Below are 15,826 nucleotides of genomic sequence, written 5' to 3' on the forward strand. Positions count from 1 at the left end.
GCACCTGAAGTTGATCGTCCAAGCGTGATCGATCGCAGTTGACAAGCGGGCGTATCTGAATTTGTCTGACAATAGATAAAAAACAGGCAGACAACGCCAAAACCATCTGCAACAGTCGGCGGGGCCGACAATCTATGGGAGGATTATGACATGAAGACACTGCTCGTCCTGAGCGCTCTGGCGGCGATGCTCGCCTCGGGCACGGCGCTTGCCGACACCAGCGGCAAGAAGATCGCCTTCTCCAACAATTACGCCGGCAATTCGTGGCGCCAGGCGATGCTCGACAGCTACGGCATCGTCACCAAGAAGGCGGTGGAGGATAAGATCGTCGGCGCCGCCGACATCTTCACCACCGCCGACAAGGAAGTGCCGACCCAGGCTGCCCAGGTGCAGAACCTGATCCTGCAGGGTTATGACGCCATCGTCATCAATGCCGCATCGCCGGATGCGCTGAACGGCGCCATCAAGCAGGCCTGCGATGCCGGCATCGTCGTCGTCTCCTTCGACGGGACCGTCACCGAACCTTGCGCCTACCGCGTCGTCGTCGACTTCAAGGACATGGGCAAGCAGGAAGTCGAGCAGATGGCCAAGTTCCAGCCCAAGGGCGGCAATTTGCTGGAAATCCGCGGCCTTGCCGGCACCTCGATCGACGATGCCATCCATGCCGGTATCTTGGAAGGCGTCGCCGCCCATCCCGAGTTCAAGATCGTCGGTTCGGTGACCGGCGACTGGGACCAGACGACGGCGCAGAAGGCGGTCGCGACGATCCTGCCTTCGTTGCCCGACATCGTCGGCATCGTCGACCAGGGCGGTGACGGTTATGGCGCGGCACAAGCCTTTGCCGCCGCAGGCAAGCCGCGTCCGACCATCATCATGGGCAACCGCCAGGACGAGCTGAAATGGTGGAAGGAGCAGAAGGACAAGGATGGCTACCAGACCTGGTCGGCCTCGATCGCGCCCGGCGTGTCGTCGCTGGCCTTCTGGGTGGCGCAGCAGGTGCTCGACGGCCGCACCGACATTCCGCATGACCTTTTGGTGCCGTATCTCGCCTTTACCCAGGACAATTTCGAGACCGAGCTGCCGAAAATCAAGGAGGGCGGCGTCGCCACCCACGAATACAGCCAGGAAGACGCAATCGCGGCGATCAAAGCCAATATCAAGTGATGCATTGCATTCATTGCCAGCGGCATGACCGACCGGATATCGTTGAGCATGCCTGAGGCCAATACGGACATCATCAGACTGGGCGGCGCCGAAAAACATTTCGGCGCCGCCCATTTGGACATCATCAGGCTGAACGGCGCCGAAAAACATTTCGGCGCCGTTCGGGCGCTTAACGGCGTCGACTTCCATGTTGTATCAGGCGAATGCGTCGGGCTGGTCGGCCACAACGGAGCCGGCAAATCGACGCTGATGCATATGGTGGCCGGTACGCTGCAGCCCGATGGCGGTGAGATCGCGGTGCGTGGCAATGCCGAAACCGACTACTCGGTGGCGCGCGCGCTGAAACTCGGCATACGCTGCGTGTTCCAGGAACTGTCGCTCTGCCCTAACCTCAGTATCGCGGAGAATACGCGCATCAACCATCCGGCGCTCACCGGCTTCGGCTGGCGACGCAAGGCGGCTGCTCTCATTGCCGCCAAGCTGGACGAAATCTTTCCGGATCACGGCATCTCGGCAGACGACATTGCCGGCGATCTCTCCATCGGCCGGCGGCAGATGGTCGAGGTGGCGCGCGCCTTCACGGTGACGCGCGATCCGCTCGACTTGGTCATTCTCGACGAGCCGACCTCTTCGCTGGACGCGCATACTGCGGGCCAGCTGCTTGCCTTCGTGCGCCGTTTCGTAGCCACCGGGGGCAGCTGCATCCTGATCTCGCATGTGCTGGGCGAGGTGCTGCAGAATGCCGACCGCATCGTGGTGATGCGCGACGGCAAGGTGGTCGCCACGGACGTGGCAAAAGCGTTCGACCGTGACCGGCTGGTGACGGCGATGGGCGGCGCGGAAGCGCGCGAGAAGATCGCGGCGGAGATCGCCGCCAGGCCGGCGGCAGGCCCGGTCAGGGTGCGGGCGCGGCCCGAGCGGCAGCAGGACGGCAAGGAGCTTGTCGCCCGCGCCGGCGAGATCATCGGGCTTGCCGGGCTTGCCGGCCATGGCCAGACCGACCTGTTGCTGGCGATCTTTGCCGCCGCGACGCGTAGAAGGCTTGATATCGAGGTGACCGCCCCGGTCGCGCTGGTGGCCGGCGACCGCCAGTCGGACGGCATCTTTCCGCAATGGTCGATCTCGGAAAACATCGGCATCCGCTCGCTGGCGCGGCTGCGCAAAGGGCTGCTGATCTCGCCGCAGCGCGAGGCCGAGCTTGCCGAGTTCTGGAAGCAGAAGATCGGCATCCGCACCCCTGACATGGCCAACAATATCTTCTCGCTGTCCGGCGGCAACCAGCAGAAAGCGCTGTTTGCCCGCGCTCTCGGCTCCGATGCGCAGATCGTGCTGATGGACGATCCGATGCGCGGCGTGGACATCGGCACCAAGCTCGAGGTCTACGATCTCGTGCGCGAGGAGGCGGCCAAGGGCCGGACCTTCCTCTGGTACACCACCGAGACCGAAGAACTCGACAATTGCGACCACATCCATGTCTTCAAGAACGGCCGCATCGTCGCCAATCTCACGCGCGACGAGCTGACGGAGGAAAAGATCATCCAGTCCTCATTCGGCGATGCGGCCTGAGATGACGGCAATCGCTCCCGGCCCGACGTCCTCGCCGAGCAGCAGTGCCGCCCGCGCGCGCCTGCTGCGCAGCCTGTTGCCGGCGCTGTCGCTGGCGCTGGTGGTTATCGCCATCGCCTTGCTCAACCCACGCGCCATCAGCTATTTCGGCTTCAGCCTGATGCTCAACCTGGCGATCCCGATCGCGCTGGCGACGATCGCCCAGATGTTCGTCATCGCCGGCAACGAGCTCGATCTGTCGATCGGCACCTTTGTCGGCTTTGTCGGCTGCGTCACCGCGACCTGGCTGAAGGACGCGCCGCTGCTCGGCGTGGTCATCCTGCTCGGCGCCATCGGGGTCTATGCACTGCTGGGCGCATTGATCCATCTTCGCAATCTGCCGTCGATCGTGGTGACGCTGGGCATGAGCTTCGTCTGGCAGGGGCTTGCCATTCTGGTGCTGCCCAAGCCCGGTGGCAAGGCGCCGGACTGGCTCTTGTCGCTGATGGCCTTCAAGCCGCCCTTCATTCCGTTCCCTATCATCGCCGCGCTGGCGATCGCAGCGGTGGTGCATTTTGGGCTGATGCGCACCTCCTATGGCGTTATCCTGCGGGGATCCGGCGGCAATCCGGCGGCGCTCAGGCGCGCTGGCTGGTCGCTGCTGCGCACCAAGATCGTGCTGTTTGCGCTGACCGGCCTGTTCGGCGTTCTGTCCGGCATGGCGCTGATCGGCATCACCACCTCGGCCGACGCTAATATCGGCAATGGCTACACGCTGCTGGCGATCGCCGGCGTCATCCTCGGCGGTGGCGAGTTCGTCGGCGGCCGGGTATCGCCGATTGGCGCCGTGCTCGGCGCGCTGACACTGGCGCTGGCGGCATCGCCTCTGCTCACCTTCATGCACATTCCGCCGGATTGGCAGGTCGCCGCCAACGGCGCCATCCTGATCATCGTGCTGGCAGCCCGCGTCCTGATCAGTCGCAGGGAGAGATAGCGATGACATTTGTGAAATCGCTGGCCGCCAAACCCTGGATATGGTCGTTCATCGGCGCGATGTCCGTCTGGCTGGCGACCATCGCTTTCACCGGCGGCTATGGCGGCGGTGGCATGGTCACGGCGGCACTGTCGCTGGCGGTGTTCACCGTCATCGTCGGAGTCGGCCAAATGTTCGTCATCACGCTCGGGCCAGGCAATGTCGACCTGTCGCTGCCGGCCAATATCGGGCTCGCCAGCGCCGTCGCCATGAAGGTCATGGGCGGCAGCGATTCCATGATCGTGGTCGGGCTGCTCGCCGCGCTCGCCTGCGGCGCTGCCATCGGTGCCGTCAACTATCTCCTGATCTGGGCGCTGAGGATCCCGCCGATCATCGCCACTCTGTCGGCCAGTTTCATCATCCAGTCGATCGACATCAGCTATGGGCGTGGCCTGCAGATCAAGCCGCCGCCCGGCTTTGCCGATTTTGCCAACTGGCAAATCCTGGGCATTCCAGTGCTGGCGATCCTTACCGTATTGTTCACCATCGGTGCGGCCATCGCCTTGCAGCGCATGATCTATGGCCGCTCGGTGCTGGCGATCGGCCAGAACATCCGCGCCGCGTGGCTTGCCGGCGTCAATGTCGGCCGCACCCGCTTCCTCACTTACACGCTGTCGGGCGCGCTCGGCGGCATCGACGGGGCGCTGCTCGCCGGCTATTTCCGCGGCGCCAATGTCGATATCGGCAACGAGTACCTGCTGGCCTCGATCGCCGTCGTCGTCATCGGCGGCACCTCGGTCGCCGGCGGCAAGGCCAATGTTCCCGGTGTCTGGGGCGCGGCGCTGTTCCTGGTGCTGCTTCTGACCATGCTCAACACGTTCGGCGTCAGCGCCGGCGTTCGGCTGTTGCTGACCGGGCTGATCATCGTCGGCGTCATCACCGTAGCCGGTGGCGAGAAGGCGGTACGCTAGCGCCGGCTCCTGCCAGCGACATCGCCAAATTTGACCATGTGGACAAAAGTCCGCACCCGTTCCATAGTTCCGCGTCTGATTTCGGAACAGCCGGCTCGACACGGCTGTCAAACAGAGGGGCACTAGATGGAAAACCGGAAAAACAAATCGCAATCGACCGGCCTGTCGCGGCGCGACGTGCTGGAACTCGGCGCACTTGGCCTGGCCGCAGCCATGCTGCCGGGTGCAGCCTTCGCCAAGGACAAGAAGCTGAAGGTGGCGGCGATCTTCGCCACGCCGATCGAGGAGCCGTGGGACAACCAGATCCACGTCGCCCTGCAGAAGGCCGAGAAGGAACTCGGCATCGAATACAAATGGTCGGAAAAGGTGCAGACCGCCGATTTCAGCCGCGTCATGCGCGAATATGCGCAAGGCGGGTACCAGCTGGTGCTGGGCGACGCCTTCGCCGCCGAGCGTGAATCGCGCCGCACGGCAAAGCAGTTCCCGAAGACCGCTTTCCTGTTTGGCTCCGGCGCAGGCCCGGCCGAGCCCAATTTCGGCGTCTTCGACAACTGGATCCACGAGCCGGCCTATCTCTCCGGCATGATCGCCGGCAAGATGTCGAAGTCGGGCACGATCGGCGCGGTGGCGGCCATGGGCATTCCGGAAGTGAACCGGCTGGTCAACGCCTTCTTTGCCGGCGCCAAGGAGGTCAATCCCAACATCAAGAAGAAGGTCGCCTTCATCGGCTCGTTCTTCGATCCGCCCAAGGCCAAGGAAGCGGCGGTCGCCCAGATCGATGCCGGCGTCGATGTCATCTATGCGGAGCGCTTCGGCGTCATCGAGGCGGCGGTGGACAAGAAGATCCTCGCCATCTCCAACATGTCCGACCAGTCGAGCCTCGGCCCCGACACGGTGATAACCGGGCCGGTCTGGGACATGTATCCGACGGTCGAGCAGGCGATCAAGCTGGTCAAGGCCGGTGTCTTCACCGCGCAGGACTATGGCGATTTCTCGCGCATGGCCAAGGGCGGTTCGTTCCTGGCCCCCTACCACAAATTCGACAAGACGCTGCCGGCCGAGGTGAAGGATCTGGTCGAGAAGAAGAAGGCCGAGATCCTGGAAGGCAACTTCCGGGTGGATGTCGACGAGAACACGCCGGTTTCGGATTAGCTCGGCGTACCCCTCCCCTTGAGGGGAGGGTGGCCCGCAGGGCCGGGTGGGGTCCTCCGCGAAGTGCTCCATCCTGCTAAGTCATAGGTTGAGGCAGTTGAGGTGACCCCACCCGCCCTCGAGGGGGAGGGGTATCTCCGCAGGAGCACCATTGTCCGCCCCTCTCATCGAAATGCGCGCCATCACCAAGAGCTTCGGCGCCGTCAAGGCGAATGAGGCTGTCGATCTAAGCGTCGCCCAGGTGAGATCCTCGGCCTGCTGGGCGAAAACGGCGCCGGCAAGACGACGCTGATGAATGTGCTGTTCGGCGCCTATGCGCCGGATGCCGGCGAAATTCTTATCCAGGGCAAGACCGTGCGGATCACCAGTTCGGCCGATGCGCTGGCCGCCGGCATCGGCATGGTGCACCAGCATTTTCATTTGGCGCCAAGGCTGACGGTCCTGGAAAACCTTCTGATTGGCATTCCCGGCAAATCCGGCCGCATCGACCGCGCCGGCGGACTTGCCCGGTTGTCCGACATCAGCCGTCAGCATGGGCTGACGCTGGACCCCAACCTGCCTGTCTCCGCGCTGTCGGTCGGCGAGCAGCAGCGGCTCGAAATCGTCAAGGCGCTGTTTCGCGGCGCCAGGCTGTTAATCCTCGACGAGCCGACGGCGGTGTTGGCGCCGAGCGAGGTCGACGGGCTGTTTTCGGCGCTGCGCTCGATGGCGGCGCAGGGGCTCGGCATCATCTTCATCTCGCATAAATTGAACGAGGTGCGGGCGCTCACCCATCGCTGCACCGTATTGCGGCACGGCCGCGTCGCCGGCCGTGTCGACGATCCGGCGAACACGACATCGGCAGAAATGGCGCAGCTGATGTGCGGCCATGAGATCGTGCCGCCGGCAAGAGGACCTTCGACCCCAGGCGCGGCGGTGCTGACGCTCGACGGTATTTCCACCTCACGGCATTCGGGGACGCCGCTGCGCGATGTATCGCTTGCCGTTCGCGCGGGCGAAATCCTCGGCATTGCCGGGGTCTCCGGTAATGGCCAGCGGGCGCTGGCCGAGGTGATTTCCGGCACGCGCGCGCCCGACGCCGGCGCGATGACGATAGCCGGCAAACCTGTTACGCGGTTCTCGCCGCGCGAGGTGCAGGCGCTCGGCCTTGGCCGCATCCCGGAAGACCGTATGACGACCGGGCTGGTCACCAATCTGCCGCTCGCCGATTCCATGGTGTTGCCGCGCATTGGTACTGCGGCTTTCAGCAGCCGGGGCCTGCTCAAGCCAGATGCGATCCGCGCCTTCGCCGAAGAACAGATCAAGGCCTATGACATCAGGTGCCCCGGGCCGATGACCCGCGCCGGCGCGCTGTCGGGCGGCAATCTGCAGAAGGCGCTGCTGGCGCGCGAACTGGCTTTCGACCCGAAGGTGCTGATCGTCTCGCAGCCGACGCGCGGCCTCGACATCGGTGCCGCCCGCTTCATCCACGAAAAATTCCTCGACATGCGCGCCAAGGGCTGCGGGATCATCGTCATCGGCGAGGATCTCGAAGAGCTGCTGGTGCTCTGCGACCGCATCGCGGTGATGTATGAGGGCCGCATCGCCGGCACGCTGGACAGCGCCGATGCGACCATCGCGCGGCTTGGGCTGCTGATGACCGGGGCGGAGGGCAGAGCCTAGATGGACTTTCTCACTCGGTTCCTCGCAGACACCTCAAATAATACTGCCCGCTTTTGGCTGACTTTAAGCGTCAGCGCTGCCCCTCACCTGCCTGCCGGCATCCTCTCCCCGTATAGAGACGGGGAGAGGGGCTCTCACCCATGGTTTCGCCAATCGCCACAGCTGCAAGAGGGGGTTGCCATAGGGCCCAGAACCCTTCTCCCCGTGTCTATACGGGGAGAAGGTGCCGGCAGGCGGATGAGGGGCGGCGCGACCGACTGGGCGGCGGAGGGGCATAGCTGATGTTCCGCCTCGAAGCCCGCAGTTCCACCCCCGCCTGGTTCAATCTCGCTTTGCCGCTGCTGGCCATCGGTGCAGCGCTGGTCCTGTGCAGCGGCCTCATCGCGCTGGCCGGCGCCGGCGTGCTTGAGGCCTATGGCGTGATGCTGTCGGCCTCGTTCGGCGACAGCTATGCCATCACCGAAACGCTGGTGCGCGCCGCCCCGATGATCTTCACCGGGCTGGCTGTGGCCGTCGCCTTCCGGGCCAAATTCTGGAACATCGGCGCCGAGGGCCAATTGCTGGCCGGCGCCGTGGCCAGCTGCTTCGTCGGCGCCATCCCAATGCCGGGCGCGCTGGCGATCCTGTCGATGGCGCTGGCGGGCGCTGCTGCCGGTGCCGCGGTAGCGCTGGTGCCCGCGACGCTCAGGGTCAAATTCAAGGTGGACGACGTCGTCAGTTCGCTGCTGCTAAATTCGGTCATCTACTATGCGCTGATGGCGCTGATCGAGGGGCCGTGGAAGGACTCGTTCAGCGGCTATCCGATCTCGCCGCCGATCGAGGATTCGGCGAATTTCCCGGTGCTGCTCGAAGGCACAAGGCTGCATCTGGGTGTCATCGCCGCGTTGATCGCGGCCCCGTTGATCTGGTTCCTGATCGTGCGCACCACGCTCGGCTTCCGGATCAGGGTCACCGGCGAAAGCCCGGAAGCCGCCCGCTATGGCGGCATACATGTCGAGCGGGTGCTGATCTCGACGGCGCTGCTGTCGGGCGCGCTGGCCGGGCTTGCCGGCGTCGGCGAGGTCGGCGGCGTGCATTTCCAGGTGATGAGCGACATTTCGCCGGGCTATGGCTATTCCGGCATCGTCGTTGCCATGCTGGCCAGGCTCAATCCGCTCGGCGTCGTACCGGCGGCGATCTTCCTGGCCGCCGTGATGACCGGCGCCGAAGCGATGTCGCGCGCCACCGGCGTGCCGGCGTTCCTCAGCGATGTCATCCAGGGCACGGCGCTGCTCGCCATGCTGGTGGCGCTGCTGTTCACGGCCTATCGCATCCGCCGCGTCGGTGCCGCCTTATGAGCGCGGTGTTCGAACAGATCTTTCAGGTCGGCTTCCTCGCCGCCATTATCCGCATCGCCACGCCGCTGGCATTTGCCACGCTGGGCGAGATGTTCTCCGAGCGGGCCGGCGTGCTCAATCTCGGTATCGAAGGCATCATGCTGCTCTGCGCGATGACCGGCTTCACCGCCGCCAGCCTCAGCGGCAGCCTTTGGCTCGGCGTGCTGGCCGCGGTGTTGACCGGCATGGCGATGAGTGCGCTGCATGCGCTGTTCACCGTGGCGCTCGGCCTCAGCCAGCATGTCTGCGGCATCGGCGTTACTTTGTTCTCGTCCGGCCTTGCCTATTTCCTCTACCGTCTGACCTTCGGCCAGCAATCGGTGCCGCCCAGCATCAAGGGTTTTCAGACGGTGCCGATCCCGCTGCTGTCGGATATTCCGGTTCTGGGGTCAGCGGTTTTCAACCAGTTTGCGCTGGTCTACTTGGCAATCATTGCCATCCCGCTCGCTGCTTTCGTGCTCTACCGCACGCCTTGGGGGCTGTCGGTGCGGATGGTCGGCGAGAACCCGCGCGCCGCTGATTCCGCTGGGGTCAGCGTCATCGCCACGCGCTTCCAGGCGGTCATCCTCGGCGGTGCGCTGATGGGGCTTGCGGGCACCTTCCTCACCATGGCACAGTTCAACGCCTTCACCTTTGGTGTCGTGTCGGGCCGTGGCTGGGTGGCGATCGCGCTGGTCGTGTTCGGCCGCTGGGACCCGTGGCGCTCTGCGGGCGCGGCGCTGCTGTTCGCCTTCGTCGATGCGCTACAATTGCGCATGCAGGCGAGCGGCCTCGGGCATATTCCCTATGAGGCGTTCTTGATGCTGCCCTTTATTTTCACCATCGTCGCGATGGCCGTGATGTCACGCAACGCGGTTGCGCCGTCGGCGCTGCTGAAGCCGTTTCGACGAGAAGAGCGGTAAGGCGAGTAGGACTTGGCGCCCTTCCTCTCCCTCCGGGGGAAGAGGTGGCGCTGCGAAGCAGCGACGGAGCGGGGAACCACCTCGCCACTGTTGCCAACGGGTGCGCATGAATCTTCCTTGCGCCAAGGGTCGACCCCCACTCCGTCGAGCTGCGCTCGACACCTCTCCCCCGATCGACGGGGGAGAGGAAGGGCGCCAAGCCTGGGATACTCACATCGCCGTAAAACCATTATCGACAAACAGATGCGTGCCATTGACGAAGCTGGACTCATCGCTGGCGAGGTACAGCGCTGCCTTGGCCACTTCCTCCGGCTCACCGATGCGGCCCTGCTGTGCGGCCAATGCGGCGTCCGACACGTCGACGCCGAGCTTGCCGAGATCGGCGACCTCGCGCAGGCCGTGCGGCGTGCGGATGAAGCCGGGACAGACGGCGTTGCAGCGTATGTTGCGGTCGCGGAATTCGACTGCGATGGCGCGCGCGAACATGTGGCAGGCGCCCTTGGTGGTGTCGTAGAGCACCTCCATGGGTGTGGCCGCCACAGCCGAGATCGACGAGGTGCAGACGATCGAACCGCCACCGGCAGCGATCATGCCCGGCAACACGGCGCGCGTCATCAGGAACATCGAGCGGACATTGACCGCATGCAGCCAGTCCCATTCCTGCACTGTCGTCTCCAGGAACGGCTTTATCACGATGGTGCCGGCATGGTTGAACAACACCGTGGCCGGGCCGAGCCTGGCAGTCGCCGCCTTCACTGCGGCCTCGACCTGCGCCTCGTCCGAGACGTCGGCCACCCAGTGTTCGGCGATATGTCCCCGCGCGCGTATCGCCGCCGCAGTGGCTGCCGCCGCCTCGCCATTGCGGTCGATGATCGCCACCTTGGCGCCTTCGGCGGCGAACAATTCCGAGGCCGCTCCGCCCATTCCGGTCGCGCCGCCCGAGATGATTGCAATCTTGCCGGCTAGTCTTGTACCCATGTTCTGTTCCCCGTTCCCGATCGAAATGATCCGCATTTACGCCGGAATGGCGATGCTATCGCCTATGCAGATGTCGGCCAAGCTTGTCGCTCGCTTGTCGCCAACAGGGGTCTCCCAGCAATCCCAAACCAAATAATAAGGAATACTGAGAAAATCGTTCTACATATCGCCAAAAAATAGCACTCGACAAAGTCTACTGATTTTATAGATTAATCCGCAAGACGGAGGTCGATATGTCCTATATCCAGAACGCCGAGACGGACCGCACCAGCCAGAGGCTGGCCAATAGCCAGGCTTTCCGCCCGGCCTATGCCGGCGCTTTCGCCTATCTCGTCTTTGCCCTTGCGTTCGTGTTCACCGGGGCAGTCGTGCTCGGCTTGATTCCCTGACCGATCAGGCCGAAAGGGTGGCGACCTAGCGCTTTCAGTGAGTGACCGGAGTTGATGAACCGAACGCGGACGCGCTTTGGCGCTGATGCTTGTTTTTACGCATGTCGTCGTCTCAAAACCGGGGGCGACATACATCCAACGTGATGGAGGAGATGGCAATGCCGATCGAGTTCACGCATGTTCCCGGTAAAACGCACGCCGCCGATGCCGGTTCGGCCGTACCGTTCTTCTATGATTTCGTCGAGACGGCGACCAAGCTGTCGCTGATCGAGGATTCCGGCTTCCAGAACATCGTCGTCGACGACCCGGCCGGGCTGTTGACCAATATGGACATCGCCGCCCAGGCGCTGGACCGCACCTCGTCGCTGGAAGTGGTGCTGACGCACTGGGCCGGCGTGATCGCGCCAGCCGTTGCGGCGCGGCAACTGGCGGCGCTCGACGCCAGGAGCGGCGGCCGGCTGGCGCTGAGGATGCTGAGCGAGCCGCTGGATGACGACGATGCCGAGACGCGTCCGGTCGGCCACACCGTGGTCTGGCAGCGCATCGACGAATATCTGGTGCTGCTGAAGCGGCTGTGGTCGAACGACCGGCCCTTCGACCATGAAGGTGCGTTCTACAGCATCAAGGGTGGCTATGTGCCGCGCAAGGGGCCGCATGGCGTCGACGTGATCATCCGCATGGGTGGCCAGTCCGGCACCGCGCTCAAGGTCGCCGGCCGCCATGCCGACGTGTTTGAACTCACGGCTGGTTCGCTCGACGAGATCCGCCAGCTGATGGAACGGGCGCGCAGCGCCGCCGCCGAGCATGGCCGCGCCGGCAAGCTGCGTTTTGCGCTTCCGGTCCGGGTCCGCTCGGAGGGTGGCGCCTCTACCGTCGGACACAAGGCGGTCGAACTTTCCGGACCACCGGCGCAGATCGCCCTGTCGCTGCTGCCCTATGCAGCGCTGGGCATCAGCGAGTTCATGATCGTCGGTGTCGACCGGCCGCGCGAGATCGCCAGCGTCGGCCGCGAGACGATCGCGCTCTTGCGCAACTCGCTGGCACGCCGTGAGGCTGAGGTGCCGCAGCCCGGCGCGTTTGCGCGGGCGGGTGGGGACATTCACGCAGGGTGAATTTGCGGGTGGAATGAAAAGCTATTTCGTAGCGTTCCGTCACACCCCCCTCTGCCCGGCAGGGCAGAGGGGCGCTGTCCCGCCAGCGTCTAATCACCACTCAGCACTGCCAGCGCCTCCAGCACCGCGTCAGATTCCGTCAGCGTACCAAATACCCCGTCCTCCACCGTCACCATATGCAGCGCCGCGTCATGCGCGTATTGGTCGCCACTGGCGCAGGCATCGGCGATGGTCAGGCACTGGAAATTGCGGTCGCAGGCCTCGCGCAGCGTCGTGTGCACGCAGACATCGGTCGTGCAGCCGGAAAAGATCAGATGGGTGATGCCGCGTGCGCGCAGCACAAGCTCCAGATCCGTATAGGTGAAGGCGCTGTTGCAGGTCTTGTCGACGATGATGTCGTGCGGCGCGACGTCGATCTCGGCGACGATCTGAAAGCCGGGGCCGGAGCGCAGCAGCACGTCGGTGCCTTCGAGACCCGCCCGCTTGCGGCGCCATCTCTCGTACGGCGTCATGTCGGCCATGTCGCCGCGATATCCCTGCCTGGTGTAAATGATGGTGAGGCCGGCCGCACGTGCCGCTGATATCAGTCGGTTAACTGTCGGCAGGATGGCGCGCAGCGGCGCGGGGTCATAACCCTTCCTGGCGAAATAGCCGGTCGGCGAAAGGAAATCCTCCTGCAGGTCGATGACCAGCAGCGCGGTGTTTGCTGGCACCAGCCGGCCGTCATAGGGGAAATCGAACGGTATCGCCTTGATCATCGCAGCCTGCCTCAATTGCTGCCCGGTATCGTGGCCCAGCAACCCTGCGGCCGTCCATCCCTCAGTGCGACGACACCAGGTAGACCGATGCCAGGACGATGTGCCGTTGAGACATCGCGCCCACAATCGTTGGCCAAAAAAGCCATCTTGTTTGTTGACTATTAAACTCATGTTTTATAGTCAAGCAGGGGCACTCGGCCGCCTGAATTGTTTCCAGCGGCTGTGCCGCGTTTGAGAGAAGCCAGAATCCGTGGCTGGAGTTTTCGGGGTCGAGATCGGGGTGTTCCCGCATCCCGTCACCGACCAGCCGATCGGTACGTGCAATGACGAAGCGAGGACGAAGCGTGTCCAGAAATGGTTTGTTGGCGGCGCTGGCCGCGGTCATGCTGTCGGCCGGCAGCGCTGCTGCGCAAGAGCAGCCAAACACGCAGCCCAGGGTGACGACGGAACCCGCTGCAGCTGCCCGGTCGGCGGCCCAGCCTTCCCCGGTCGCAGTCGAACGGCCCGCACCGGCTGCGCCTGTCGCGCCGGCTTCGCCAACTGCCGGGCAGGCGGCGCCGACCGCGCCCCAGCCGGCAAACCAGCCCGGTGCATCCGCGCAGGCCGAGCCTTCGGCAATATCGCTGACGCTGCCGCACGATCTGTCGCCCTGGGGCATGTTCATGGCCGCCGACATCATCGTCAAGGCGGTGATGATCGGGTTGGCCTTCGCCTCGCTCGTCACCTGGACGGTGTGGCTGGCCAAATCGCTGGAGATTCTCTTCGGCAAGCTCGGCGCCCGGCGCGCTGCGCGCGCCATCGGCAATGCCGCCACGCTGCGCCAGGCCGGGCGCTCGCTTGGCAACAATGGCGGCCCCGGTGCGCTTTTGGTGCGGGCAGCCGAGGAAGAGACTGCCCTTTCGGCCGGTGCGCTCGGCCATGTTACCGGCGACGGGCTGAAGGAACGAGTGGCGTCGCGCCTGTCGCGCATCGAGGCGGCGGCGGCGCGGCGCGTGTCGCGCGGCACCGGCGTGCTGGCGACGATCGGCTCGACGGCGCCCTTCGTGGGCTTGTTCGGCACCGTCTGGGGCATCATGAACGCCTTCATCGGCATCTCGCAGGCGCAGACCACCAACCTCGCGGTCGTCGCGCCCGGCATCGCCGAGGCGCTGCTCGCCACTGCGATGGGCCTGGTCGCGGCCATTCCCGCGGTGGTCATCTACAACGTCTTTGCGCGGTCGATAGCCGGCTACCGGCAGCTCCTTGCCGATGCCTCGGCCGGGGTCGAACGGCTGGTCAGCCGCGATCTCGATTTCCGCACGGTGCCGCAGGCGCCCGCGCTGGCGGCGGAGTGATGGGCCATGGCGGCTAGTATTCGCGAGACTGTCGACGGCGATCTCGAGGAAAGCCACGAGATCAACGTGACGCCGTTCATCGACGTCATCCTGGTGCTGCTGATCATCTTCATGGTCGCTGCCCCGTTGGCGACAGTCGACGTCAATGTCGATCTGCCGGGTTCGACCGCGACACCGGCGCCGCGGCCGGAAACGCCGCTGTTCCTGACGCTGAAGGACGATCTGACGCTGGCGATCGGCAATGACAGCGTGCCGCGCCAGGCTTTTGCCTCCGTGCTCGACGGCAGAACCAAGGGCGATAAGCAGACCCGCATCTTCCTGCGTGCCGACAAGGCGGTCGGCTATGGCGAGTTGATGGAGGTGATGAACCTGCTGCGCGGCGCCGGTTATCTGAAGATCGCGCTGGTCGGGCTGGAGACGGTGCCAGCGGACGCATCCCCGCCGCAACCAGGCGCCGCCCCATGACGCAACTGGCCGCGGCCGTTCCCACCGCCGACCCGCCGGGCGCCGGCGCGCGCGAGATCGGTTTGTGGGCGGCTGCGGCCATTGTCATTGTCGGCGCGCATGTCGCGATCGTCTATGCCGTCCAGAGCTTCAGCCTGGCCAACATGGCCGATGGCGGCCCGCCGCCGGCTGTGGCTATCGAGCTGTCGCCGATGATGGTGGCGCCGGCGGTGCGGGTGGACTCAGCGGCCGACGTGGTGACGCCCGAGCCGCCGAACCAGATCGAGGAGGCGGTTGCCGAACTGAAGCCCGTCGTAGAGCCCGAGCCCGGTAAGCCGGAGCCGGTCACCGAGAAGACGGAAGCGGCTCAACTCGATAAGACCGCTCCGATCGAGACGGCAGCGGCCGAGCAGCCCGATCAATCGCCGCCGCTGGATGAGGTGGTGCCCGACATCGTCCCGACCATAGCGCCGGATGTGGTCATTCCGCTGCCCCAGACCAAGCCGGCGGAGACCAAGCCGGTGGAGGCCAAGCCGATCGAGAAGGCGAAGAAGGCTGCCGAAAAACCCAAGCCGAAACCGAAAGAGAAGAAGGAAAAGGCCGCGCCGGCGAAAGCGGTCGTGACCGCCAGTGTCGATCAAAAGGCAGCGGCGAAGGCGTCGGCGCCGAAGGCTTCGCAATCGAGAGGATCATCAGTCAGTGCAAGCAAATGGAACTCCCAGCTGATCGGATGGATCAATCGGCACAAGCGCTACCCGAGCGCGGCAAGGTCGCGGCGCGCCGTGGGTACCGCAAATGTGACCTTCGTCGTCAGCGCTTCGGGCAAGGTGACCTCCGTCCGGCTGACACGATCTTCGGGGGACGCCGATCTCGATCGCGCCGCGCTCGGCATTCTGCAGGGTGCGACGGTGCCCGCGCCACCGCCTGAGAAGGCCGGGACGGCTGTCGTGGCGCCTTTGATGTTCACGCTGCGGAACTAGAATCAGTCGGACAAGGCCGATCCCATGACCACGTACTTTCCCGCTTGACTGACCCGCCGGACCGAATACGCTAGCACAAAATACCG

16 protein-coding genes are annotated in these 15,826 nt (G+C 64.7%); 14 read left to right on the top strand and 2 right to left on the bottom strand.

Annotated features, from left to right (window positions below; genetic code table 11):
- Positions 1 to 150 precede the first annotated feature (150 nt).
- The 9 genes from NKL04_RS26515 (at position 151) to NKL04_RS26555 (ending at position 9,745) form a co-directional block, all read left to right on the top strand.
- Positions 151 to 1,164, top strand: coding sequence for an ABC transporter substrate-binding protein (locus NKL04_RS26515; protein ID WP_023670464.1), 1,014 nt, complete (start codon positions 151 to 153; stop codon positions 1,162 to 1,164).
- A 48-nt stretch (positions 1,165 to 1,212) separates the two neighbouring features.
- Complete coding sequence (locus tag NKL04_RS26520; RefSeq protein WP_031209703.1) at positions 1,213 to 2,730, top strand: sugar ABC transporter ATP-binding protein; 1,518 nt, start codon at positions 1,213 to 1,215, stop codon at positions 2,728 to 2,730.
- Position 2,731: 1 nt separating this feature from the next.
- The gene (locus NKL04_RS26525; protein WP_031209704.1) at positions 2,732 to 3,703 is read left to right on the top strand and encodes an ABC transporter permease; all 972 of its coding nucleotides are present in this window, start codon (positions 2,732 to 2,734) and stop codon (positions 3,701 to 3,703) included.
- Positions 3,704 to 3,705: 2 nt separating this feature from the next.
- Entirely contained in the window at positions 3,706 to 4,653 is a 948-nt protein-coding gene (locus NKL04_RS26530; protein WP_023702402.1) for an ABC transporter permease, read from the top strand.
- Between the two features lie 126 nt (positions 4,654 to 4,779).
- Positions 4,780 to 5,805, top strand: a complete 1,026-nt coding sequence (locus NKL04_RS26535) for a BMP family protein (RefSeq protein ID WP_352724614.1) — start codon at positions 4,780 to 4,782, stop codon at positions 5,803 to 5,805.
- 151 nt (positions 5,806 to 5,956) lie between these two features.
- Positions 5,957 to 6,097 carry a hypothetical protein gene (locus tag NKL04_RS26540; RefSeq protein ID WP_352724616.1) on the top strand — a complete coding sequence of 47 codons (141 nt, stop codon included), beginning with the start codon at positions 5,957 to 5,959 and terminating at the stop codon, positions 6,095 to 6,097.
- Positions 6,097 to 7,467, top strand: coding sequence for an ABC transporter ATP-binding protein (locus tag NKL04_RS26545; protein WP_352724618.1), 1,371 nt, complete (start codon positions 6,097 to 6,099; stop codon positions 7,465 to 7,467). Before NKL04_RS26540 ends, NKL04_RS26545 begins: the two co-directional genes overlap by 1 nt.
- Positions 7,468 to 7,748: 281 nt before the next feature.
- A complete protein-coding gene (locus NKL04_RS26550; protein ID WP_023683937.1) occupies positions 7,749 to 8,804 on the top strand; it encodes an ABC transporter permease in 1,056 nt (351 codons plus the stop codon).
- Complete coding sequence (locus NKL04_RS26555; RefSeq protein ID WP_023702405.1) at positions 8,801 to 9,745, top strand: ABC transporter permease; 945 nt, start codon at positions 8,801 to 8,803, stop codon at positions 9,743 to 9,745. The genes NKL04_RS26550 and NKL04_RS26555 overlap by 4 nt, the downstream gene beginning before the upstream one ends.
- Positions 9,746 to 9,955: 210 nt before the next feature.
- On the opposite strand, the gene NKL04_RS26560 is transcribed toward NKL04_RS26555, so the two are convergent.
- Positions 9,956 to 10,723: an SDR family NAD(P)-dependent oxidoreductase gene (locus tag NKL04_RS26560; protein ID WP_023686096.1), complete on the bottom strand. Its 768-nt coding sequence runs from the start codon at positions 10,721 to 10,723 to the stop codon at positions 9,956 to 9,958.
- A 233-nt stretch (positions 10,724 to 10,956) separates the two neighbouring features.
- Here NKL04_RS26560 and NKL04_RS26565 point away from each other — a divergent pair, with 233 nt between their 5' ends.
- Both NKL04_RS26565 and NKL04_RS26570 read left to right on the top strand, forming a co-directional pair.
- On the top strand, positions 10,957 to 11,112 hold the full coding sequence (locus tag NKL04_RS26565; protein ID WP_023670454.1) for a hypothetical protein: 156 nt from the start codon (positions 10,957 to 10,959) through the stop codon (positions 11,110 to 11,112).
- Between the two features lie 158 nt (positions 11,113 to 11,270).
- A complete protein-coding gene (locus NKL04_RS26570; RefSeq protein ID WP_023715880.1) occupies positions 11,271 to 12,224 on the top strand; it encodes an LLM class flavin-dependent oxidoreductase in 954 nt (317 codons plus the stop codon).
- Positions 12,225 to 12,313: 89 nt separating this feature from the next.
- Here the strand turns inward: NKL04_RS26570 and NKL04_RS26575 are convergent, their stop codons facing one another.
- Positions 12,314 to 12,982, bottom strand: coding sequence for a cysteine hydrolase family protein (locus NKL04_RS26575; RefSeq protein ID WP_023702406.1), 669 nt, complete (start codon positions 12,980 to 12,982; stop codon positions 12,314 to 12,316).
- Positions 12,983 to 13,326: 344 nt separating this feature from the next.
- Between NKL04_RS26575 and exbB the strand changes: the two genes are divergently transcribed.
- From exbB to NKL04_RS26590, 3 genes are read left to right on the top strand one after another with little or no spacing between them, the layout of a single operon-like run.
- Positions 13,327 to 14,316 (top strand): tonB-system energizer ExbB, encoded by a 990-nt coding sequence (exbB, locus tag NKL04_RS26580; protein WP_352724621.1) that lies wholly within the window; start codon positions 13,327 to 13,329, stop codon positions 14,314 to 14,316.
- Positions 14,317 to 14,322: 6 nt separating this feature from the next.
- A complete protein-coding gene (gene exbD, locus NKL04_RS26585; protein WP_023700172.1) occupies positions 14,323 to 14,781 on the top strand; it encodes a TonB system transport protein ExbD in 459 nt (152 codons plus the stop codon).
- A complete protein-coding gene (locus NKL04_RS26590) occupies positions 14,778 to 15,740 on the top strand; it encodes an energy transducer TonB (protein ID WP_023715882.1) in 963 nt (320 codons plus the stop codon). Before exbD ends, NKL04_RS26590 begins: the two co-directional genes overlap by 4 nt.
- Positions 15,741 to 15,826: the final 86 nt, after the last annotated feature.

The sequence above is a fragment of the Mesorhizobium sp. C264A genome, from assembly GCF_040324515.1.
Taxonomy (GTDB): Bacteria; Pseudomonadota; Alphaproteobacteria; order Rhizobiales; family Rhizobiaceae; genus Mesorhizobium.